Origin of the sequence: Maricaulis sp., assembly GCF_030149425.1 — a bacterium.
Taxonomy (GTDB): Bacteria; Pseudomonadota; Alphaproteobacteria; order Caulobacterales; family Maricaulaceae; genus Maricaulis.
Genome location: NZ_JASBRQ010000018.1, coordinates 1 through 7020, shown reverse-complemented (window position 1 = coordinate 7020; position 7020 = coordinate 1). Strand labels below are relative to the sequence as shown.

The following is a 7020-nucleotide window of genomic DNA, read 5'->3' as shown; positions in this document are numbered from 1 at the left end:
TTAAATAGTTGCAAATGACAACTACGCTGAAGAGGTCGCTCTCGCTGCGTAAGCAGCGCGGGTAATCTCGCTAAAACTCCTATTCCCTTTAGCCGGAATAGGCGGGGCTCGGAGGCGCCTGGCAACAGAAGCCTCCACTTTTCCCCTGCCATCGCGCGCCCGTTTCGATATTTGCAGCGTCCATCTGGGCTGCCCGCTTCGCATGAACAGGGACTGCAGCACGCCGTTTTCTTCCCCTTAACCAAACAGACGCAATCTGCTACCAATTGTAATAGCAATCCGGGCGGGCGGCGATGGGTTACCAATCGCGCATCAAATGGCTGAATACCGGAACCCTCGCCATGGCCGTGGCGAAGGAACAGCGCTCAACGGACCTGTTCGACGCGATCGGGCAGATCTCCGAGCAGAACCGGTCCGGGCGTCCAATCCGCTATCTGTTTGATCTGTCCGAAAACGGCATCCCGCTTTCACCGGATGATGCGATTGATCTGGCTTCGTTTTTTGTTGAACTGACACCGTCCAAGACGGCCATCGCGCTGGTCAGCACCAATCCTGACATGCCGACCTTGGGCGAAACCCTATTCCGTGCGGCCCTGCGCGGCGGCGGCTTCCAGGTCTGTATCTTCGCCCGGCTCGAGACAGCGCAAGTCTGGCTCTCGCAATTCGTCACCGATTGCGAAAAGCGCGACCTGGTCTGCTCATCGCGATGCCAATACGTGCTCACACCGGACTGCCCGGCGGAGCGTCATCGCCATGCCGGCTGATCCGACCAGCGCGGGCAAAGCGGCCGTCGGGCACCATAAAAACGAATTCTTCACCGTGCAGGCGCAAGGGCCGTTCGCCCTTCCCCAGCAAGGGTATAGAATGCAGTCCAACGTCCGGATTTCGTTGACCTGCAGTTTACGTCGTTTACCTTGTGATCGCGGGAGACCGGGGGAGTATCAATGGCCAAGGATCTAATGCGCTATGATGTAATGGCGCAGGAGGCGCTGCGCGGCGTCGTCAAACAGGCGCTGCTGAAAGCGGCCGGTCCTGGCGGTCTGCCGGGCCAGCATCATTTCTATATCACCTTCCGTACGCAGGCGCCCGGTGTCGATATCGATCCGAGCCTGATGGACAAGTATCCGGAAGAGATGACGATTGTCCTCGAGCACCAGTTCTGGGATCTCGACATTGGCGATGCCGGTTTCGAGGTGACGCTGAAATTCTCCGGTATTCCGAAGTATCTCAAAGTCCCCTTCACCGCAGTGTCGCGGTTTCACGATCCCAGTGTCGGTTTTCACCTGCAGTTCGAACACGAACCGGATGTGGAAGAACCGCCGCTGGCCGACAATGTGGAAACGCCGGAGCCGGAAGCGGCCCAGGCGACCGGGTCGGACAGTGATGGCGCCCAGGTGGTCAGCCTCGACAGCTTCCGCAAGAAGTAGGCATGAGCAAGACGCCCGTGCCGGCTGATCTGGCCAAGCGCAAGGTCCGGCGCCTCACGCCTGAGGAAATCCGCGAACAATTGTCCAATGTCGTGCGGCTGGAACATGCCGCCGGCCTGCTCGGATTCAAACCGCTCGACTTTTCCGTCGAGGACGGCTGGCTCGAGGCCGAGTTCGACCCGGATCCGCGCTGCGCCAATCTGCGCGGCGGCGTCCAGGGCGGCATGATCTGCGCCATGCTCGACGAGGTCATGTCGCTTTCCGTTGTCGTCGCAGAGCATTACGCCGTCGGCGTTCCCACGCTGGAGCTGAAGACCAGCTTCCTCAACGCCCTGCCGCTGGGCAAATGCCGGGCCCGCGGTCAGGCGCTGCGGATCGGGCGCAATATCGCCTTCATGGAGGGCACGATCTGGACGCCTGAGGGCGAGATCGCCGCCAAGGCCACCTCGACCTGCCAGGTCCGCCGCCCCAAGCTGGCCGACGACGGGGAATGACGGCCCCGAACCCGTTTGCGGGCAAGTCACAGGCCCTTTTCTTCATCGCGCTGGCTCAAATTCTTGCCCTTTCGGTCTGGTTTGCCGGCGCCGCAGCCCTGCCCGGCCTGATGGCCGTGCGCGAGCTCGGACCGCTGGCACAAGCCGCGCTGACGAGTGCGGTACAGGCCGGCTTCGTTATCGGGGCGCTGGTCAGTGCCATTTTTGGCTGGCCCGATCGCATCGATCCGCGCCGCCTGTTTGCCCTCGGGGCGATCATCGCCGCGCTCGCCAACCTCATCGCCCTGGCGCTGCTGCCGGGCTCGCTGTCCATGATCATCACCCGGCTGATCGCCGGCGCCGCCCTCGCCCTGGTCTATCCGGTCGGGATGAAGCTGGCGGCGAGCTGGGCCAAAGGGGATACCGGCTTCCTGGTCGGCCTGCTGGTCGGCGCGTTGACACTTGGCTCGGCCTTTCCCTTTGCCTTCAACGCGCTCGAGATCGGGCTTGGCTGGCGCGGCCCGTTCGCTATTTCCGCCGTCGCCGCACTGGGCGCGGCAGGCCTGATCCTGCTGGCACGCGGCGGCCCCGGCCTCAAACCGGCTCCGCCCTTCGATCCGTCCGCAGCCGCCCTGGCCTGGCGTGATCCGGCTCTGCGCCTGGCCAATTTGGGCTATCTGGGACATATGTGGGAGCTCTATGCCATGTGGGCCTGGATCGGCCCCTTCGCCCACGCCTACTGGGCGGCGCGTAATGCCAGAAGCGCTCTGGCCGATCTGACAGCGTTCGCCGTCGTCGCCATCGGCGCCCTCGCCTGCCTGATCGCCGGACTATTGGCGGACCGGCTCGGCCGCACCGCAGTCACCATGGCCGCCATGGCGATCAGCGGCAGCTGCGCCCTGCTTGCCGGCCTCTGGTTCAACATGCCGCCCTGGATGATGCTGCCGCTCCTGCTCATCTGGGGGATGAGTGTGATCGCCGACAGTGCGCAATTTTCCGCCTCAGTGGCCGAACTGGCACCGCCGGAGCGCACTGGGACATTGCTCACCCTGCAGACCGCGATGGGCTTCGCCCTGACCGCGGTGATGGTCCAGCTCCTGCCCTACTGGATAAGCTTTGCCGGATGGAGCTGGGCCTTTGCCCCGCTGGCACTCGGACCCGCCTTCGGCGTCTGGGCCATGTGGCGGCTGCGGCTGAGGCCTGAAGCCGCCAAGCTGGCCGGGGGCCGGCGCTAGTCCTCCTGCCGCGCGGCGATGGCCGCCTCGATGGTCGGCGTGTCGCGGTCGATAACCCAGATGTAATCCGTTCCACAGCGGAATGTGTAGGACAGGCGATCTGCCAGCTCCCGGGCCAGCACATTGGCATCAGGCAGGTCGGTCGCATCGACATAGCCGACATGACAGGACTCGAAGGCATAGTCCGCCCGCAAGGCGGTTACCGTCAGGATCTCCCGTGCGCGGCTGAAGTCATCCGGGTCCGGGAAGCGATAGCGGTGAATAGTCGCGAAGGGCTCGCCCCCTTCGCGCTTCAGGCGCCACTCGATGACGTTATTATACCCGCCCATATTGCCCATATACCCGCCAAATGCGAAATGCTCCGGGCGCTCACCCGGCTCGAGCGGCACAGTGGCATAGGCCGTCATTTCGCGATGGCTGTCGGCGTGCACATAAACAGTCCACGGGCCAACACCCTGACAAGCACTGACGAAAACCGGCCCCTCATCGCTCGAATAAATGCCCTCGCAGACCTCCGGCTCGATATTGCTGTAGGTGCTGACGGCATTGTCGAACTCACCGTCGAAGCAGCCGGACAGCAGCGCCGAGGCTGCCATAATCGAAATCAACTGATGCATCCTGTCCCCCCGGATCATACCCGCGAGGAGACTAGCCTAATCGGCCGGAGTTGAAAGCCGTATCTGGGCCGGCAACGCCCCTTCGGACCAAGCGCAGACGATGAGGCGGCCCCGACCCAGGCCGGCAGCCGCCCCATAGTCCTTTAGCCGGGTCAGTCGAGACCGAGCACTTCGCGGAAGAACATCGTCTCCGCCTCGCGCTGGAAGTCGCGATTGACCTTCTTGCGGAAGCCATGGCCCTCATCATTGGCGAGGAGATACCAAGGATCTCCACCCGCCTCGCGGACCGCGGCCAGGATCTGCTCGGCTTCGCTGGCCGGGACGCGCGGATCGTTCAGCCCCTGGATGATAAAGAGCGGAGCGGTGATCTCGGCAGCCTGCCGGGCCGGAGAGATTTCCTCGAAAAAGGCGGCCACATCCGGATCCCGCTCATCACCATATTCGGCCCGGCGCAAATCGCGGCGATAGCCGGCGGTGTTTTCCAGGAAGGTGCGGAAATCGGAAATGCCGACGATATTCACCCCGCCGGCCAGGCGATCGGAATAGTGCACCAGCGACGCCAGCACCATATAGCCGCCATAGGATCCGCCAAAGACCACAACCCGGTCGCTATCGAGGTCCGGCTGGGTTTCGATCCAGTCCAGAAGCGCACCGATATCGCGCACGGAGTCCTCGCGATTGAAGACATTATCCATCATCACATACTCGCGGCCATAACCGCTCGAACCGCGGACATTCGGGGCGATCACGGCGGCGCCCAGCTCGTTGAGCCAGTACTGGAATGTCGAGGAGAAGCCGGGGCGATACTGGCTCTCCGGACCGCCATGGATGGAAACAATGACCGGGTGCGGCCCGTCGCTGTCCGGGCGGTAGACAAAGGCAGGAACATCAAGCCCGTCGAAGCTTTCATAGCTGATCAGCTCCGGCTCGACGAAGGTTTCAGTGTTGAGACCGCCAACTTCGCTCATCGTCCAGCGCGTCAACGTCTGGCTCTCCAGCGTATAGATCCAGGCATCGCTGGGCGAGGTCGCGGCATTGAGGGTGAAACCGATACGCTCGCCGGCGTCATCCCATCGCATACCGCCAATCAGGCCGATCGGAAGTTCCGGCGCGTCGAGCTGGTCACCGCTGCGGATATCCATCATGCGCAGCTGCGAAACACCGCCGGCATTGAGCACATAGGCCAGCGTCCGGCCGTCCGGCGACAGGTCCATTCCCTGCACATCCCAGCCATGATCCGGCGTGACCGGGGTCATCTCGCCGGTCTCGACATCCATGCGGACCACGCGGCGGAAATCGGAATTGGCATCGGTGACGACCAGGAGGTTGTCGCCGCCCGGCTCGAACTCGTGTGCGGCATAGGCGATATCGAGATCGGCGTTGAGTTCGCGTACGTCACCGCTAGCGGTGTCGACAATGAACAGGTCGCTATGGGTGATGGAGTAATAGCGGATCATGGCGATCTTGGAGCCGTCATCGGCCCAGTCGCCCGGGAACACCGCGCCCTCGCCCTCAACCAGGACGCGGCGATTATCCGGATTGTCGGTATCGGCGACAAGAATATCCCAGTTGGGATCGCCCTCGGTCGACCGGTACCAGGCAATCTGTTCGCCGTCGCTCGACCAGCTGGCAGAGCCGTTGCGGGTCGTGTCTTCGGTGATCTGACGGGTGCGGCCGTTTTCAGTATCGAACAGGAAGAGCTGGAAATACTCGTCGCCGCCGCGATCGCGCGAGAACAGGAATTCGCCGCTATCGCCCGGGCGCACGCTGGCGCCGCCGATCGGCTCGTCATAATAGGTCAGCTGGGACCGGGTGCCGAGCGGAGCATCAACCCGGTGGATCTGGCTGGTTTCCGCAAACCGGGTGGAGATCAGGATACCGCCATCGGGCAAAAAGCCCTGGAAGCCGGCGCCCCGGACATTCTGGTAGGTGCGCAGGCGTTCGCTCACCTCGGCCGGGATCTCCGGAATGTTTTCCATTTCCAGATTGCCGACAACGACGCGTTCGACCTGAGCCATCGCCGTTCCATTGACCGCCATCATGGCAATGGCCGCCAAACCAATCAGCTTTCGCATATTTTCCCTCATAGCTTTTGCGCGGCCGCGCGGGCCGGCATGTCTCTCCCATCCACGCAAGACACTAGGGCGGGCCATCAGCGAAGGCGAGGATTTCCGGGCAAGCAATTGCGCCGGTTATTCGAATATTCCCGTCTTGAGCGAAAATCGCGCTCTACTAAACTGCACTCTTGGGTGACATGACGAGGCCAATGCGATGACCGTGACCGCGACTTACAATCCTGAACGCGGCTGGTTCGAGCACCGCGTGTCCGGCTTGATGCTGGCGTCCGAGGTTGGTTCCGCGATTGTCAAAATGCTGACCAGCGAGCATTGGGGCACGGGCAAATCCCGCCTCATTCTGGTCGATCCGGAAACGGACATGTCCGAGTTTACCCTCGAGGCCATCCGCGCCGATATTCTTTCAGTTCTCGCCGCGCACAAGGACAAGCTCACCGGACAGCACAAGGCCGCCATGGTCACAACGGGCTATGGCCACGACATGATCACGCAATTGTATGAACTTGTGCCGGAGAATAAGAGCGCGTTTATCTACCAGCACTTCAACACTGAAGACGAGGCCATCGCCTGGCTGGAGAGCTAGGCGAGCTCACCGACCTCCTGTCGCGCCATCGGCCGCGCCGTGACGCTGATCCGGGCCCGCTCCCCGACGGTCTTGGTGACCAGGAGTTTTTCCACCTGGCTATCATCATGGAAAACGACGCCGGTCAGAGCGTCGAGTACGGCCTTGGCGACATTGTCGACGTCATGCACCGGGCTGTGCTCGGTGCGCTGGATTTCAATGACGACTTCATAGGGACCGTATTTCGGGCGCACGCGCTTGAATTCGAGGCGAAAAAAGTCCCCGATCAACGCCTTGAACCGGCGCGTTTGCGTCGTCAGCGCGTCAACGCGCAGATTAAGCTCGTCACCGTACATCGCGGCTTGAACCTTCCCTCGTCCAGTCCATTTGTGCGCGAGCCCCCCACGGCGATGCGCAACATCGTCTTGATCCGTCATGCGGCAGTGATACACGTCCGAATCGAAGTTCACCATAATCAAGCAGCCCGCAGCGGCCTGCAAGGAGCCTCCCCTCATGAGCGAGATGCGCACGGAAACCGACAGCTTTGGTCCTCTTGAAGTCCCCGCCGAAAAACTCTTCGGCGCGCAGACGGCCCGCTCCCTGATCAACTTCCCGATCGGCACGGAAACCA

Annotated in this window: 8 protein-coding genes and 1 other RNA gene; 6 read left to right on the top strand and 3 right to left on the bottom strand. The window is 62.3% G+C overall.

Going from position 1 to position 7020, the window contains the following annotated elements; translation table 11 throughout:
- The 5 genes from ssrA to Q1V57_RS03335 form a co-directional block, all read left to right on the top strand.
- Nucleotides 1-139, top strand: a transfer-messenger RNA (tmRNA) gene (ssrA, locus tag Q1V57_RS03355); the annotation flags it as partial.
- Between the two features lie 154 nt (nucleotides 140-293).
- Nucleotides 294-764, top strand: a complete 471-nt coding sequence (locus Q1V57_RS03350) for a hypothetical protein (RefSeq protein ID WP_300527579.1) — start codon at nucleotides 294-296, stop codon at nucleotides 762-764.
- 180 nt (nucleotides 765-944) lie between these two features.
- Nucleotides 945-1427: a ClpXP protease specificity-enhancing factor SspB gene (locus tag Q1V57_RS03345; protein ID WP_300527577.1), complete on the top strand. Its 483-nt coding sequence runs from the start codon at nucleotides 945-947 to the stop codon at nucleotides 1425-1427.
- A gap of 2 nt (nucleotides 1428-1429) precedes the next feature.
- Entirely contained in the window at nucleotides 1430-1921 is a 492-nt protein-coding gene (locus Q1V57_RS03340) for a PaaI family thioesterase (protein WP_300527576.1), read from the top strand.
- Nucleotides 1918-3135: an MFS transporter gene (locus tag Q1V57_RS03335; protein ID WP_300527575.1), complete on the top strand. Its 1218-nt coding sequence runs from the start codon at nucleotides 1918-1920 to the stop codon at nucleotides 3133-3135. Before Q1V57_RS03340 ends, Q1V57_RS03335 begins: the two co-directional genes overlap by 4 nt.
- Here the strand turns inward: Q1V57_RS03335 and Q1V57_RS03330 are convergent.
- Together Q1V57_RS03330 and Q1V57_RS03325 are read right to left on the bottom strand one after the other, a co-directional pair.
- The gene (locus Q1V57_RS03330) at nucleotides 3132-3752 is read right to left on the bottom strand and encodes a hypothetical protein (protein WP_300527574.1); all 621 of its coding nucleotides are present in this window, start codon (nucleotides 3750-3752) and stop codon (nucleotides 3132-3134) included. The genes Q1V57_RS03335 and Q1V57_RS03330 overlap by 4 nt on opposite strands.
- A 152-nt stretch (nucleotides 3753-3904) precedes the next feature.
- Entirely contained in the window at nucleotides 3905-5827 is a 1923-nt protein-coding gene (locus Q1V57_RS03325) for an alpha/beta fold hydrolase (RefSeq protein WP_300527572.1), read from the bottom strand.
- Between the two features lie 196 nt (nucleotides 5828-6023).
- Between Q1V57_RS03325 and Q1V57_RS03320 the strand changes: the two genes are divergently transcribed.
- Nucleotides 6024-6410 carry a hypothetical protein gene (locus tag Q1V57_RS03320; protein WP_300527571.1) on the top strand — a complete coding sequence of 129 codons (387 nt, stop codon included), beginning with the start codon at nucleotides 6024-6026 and terminating at the stop codon, nucleotides 6408-6410.
- Here the strand turns inward: Q1V57_RS03320 and Q1V57_RS03315 are convergent.
- Nucleotides 6407-6745 (bottom strand): RusA family crossover junction endodeoxyribonuclease, encoded by a 339-nt coding sequence (locus Q1V57_RS03315; protein ID WP_300527569.1) that lies wholly within the window; start codon nucleotides 6743-6745, stop codon nucleotides 6407-6409. The two genes, Q1V57_RS03320 and Q1V57_RS03315, sit on opposite strands and share 4 nt — an antisense overlap.
- Nucleotides 6746-7020: the final 275 nt, after the last annotated feature.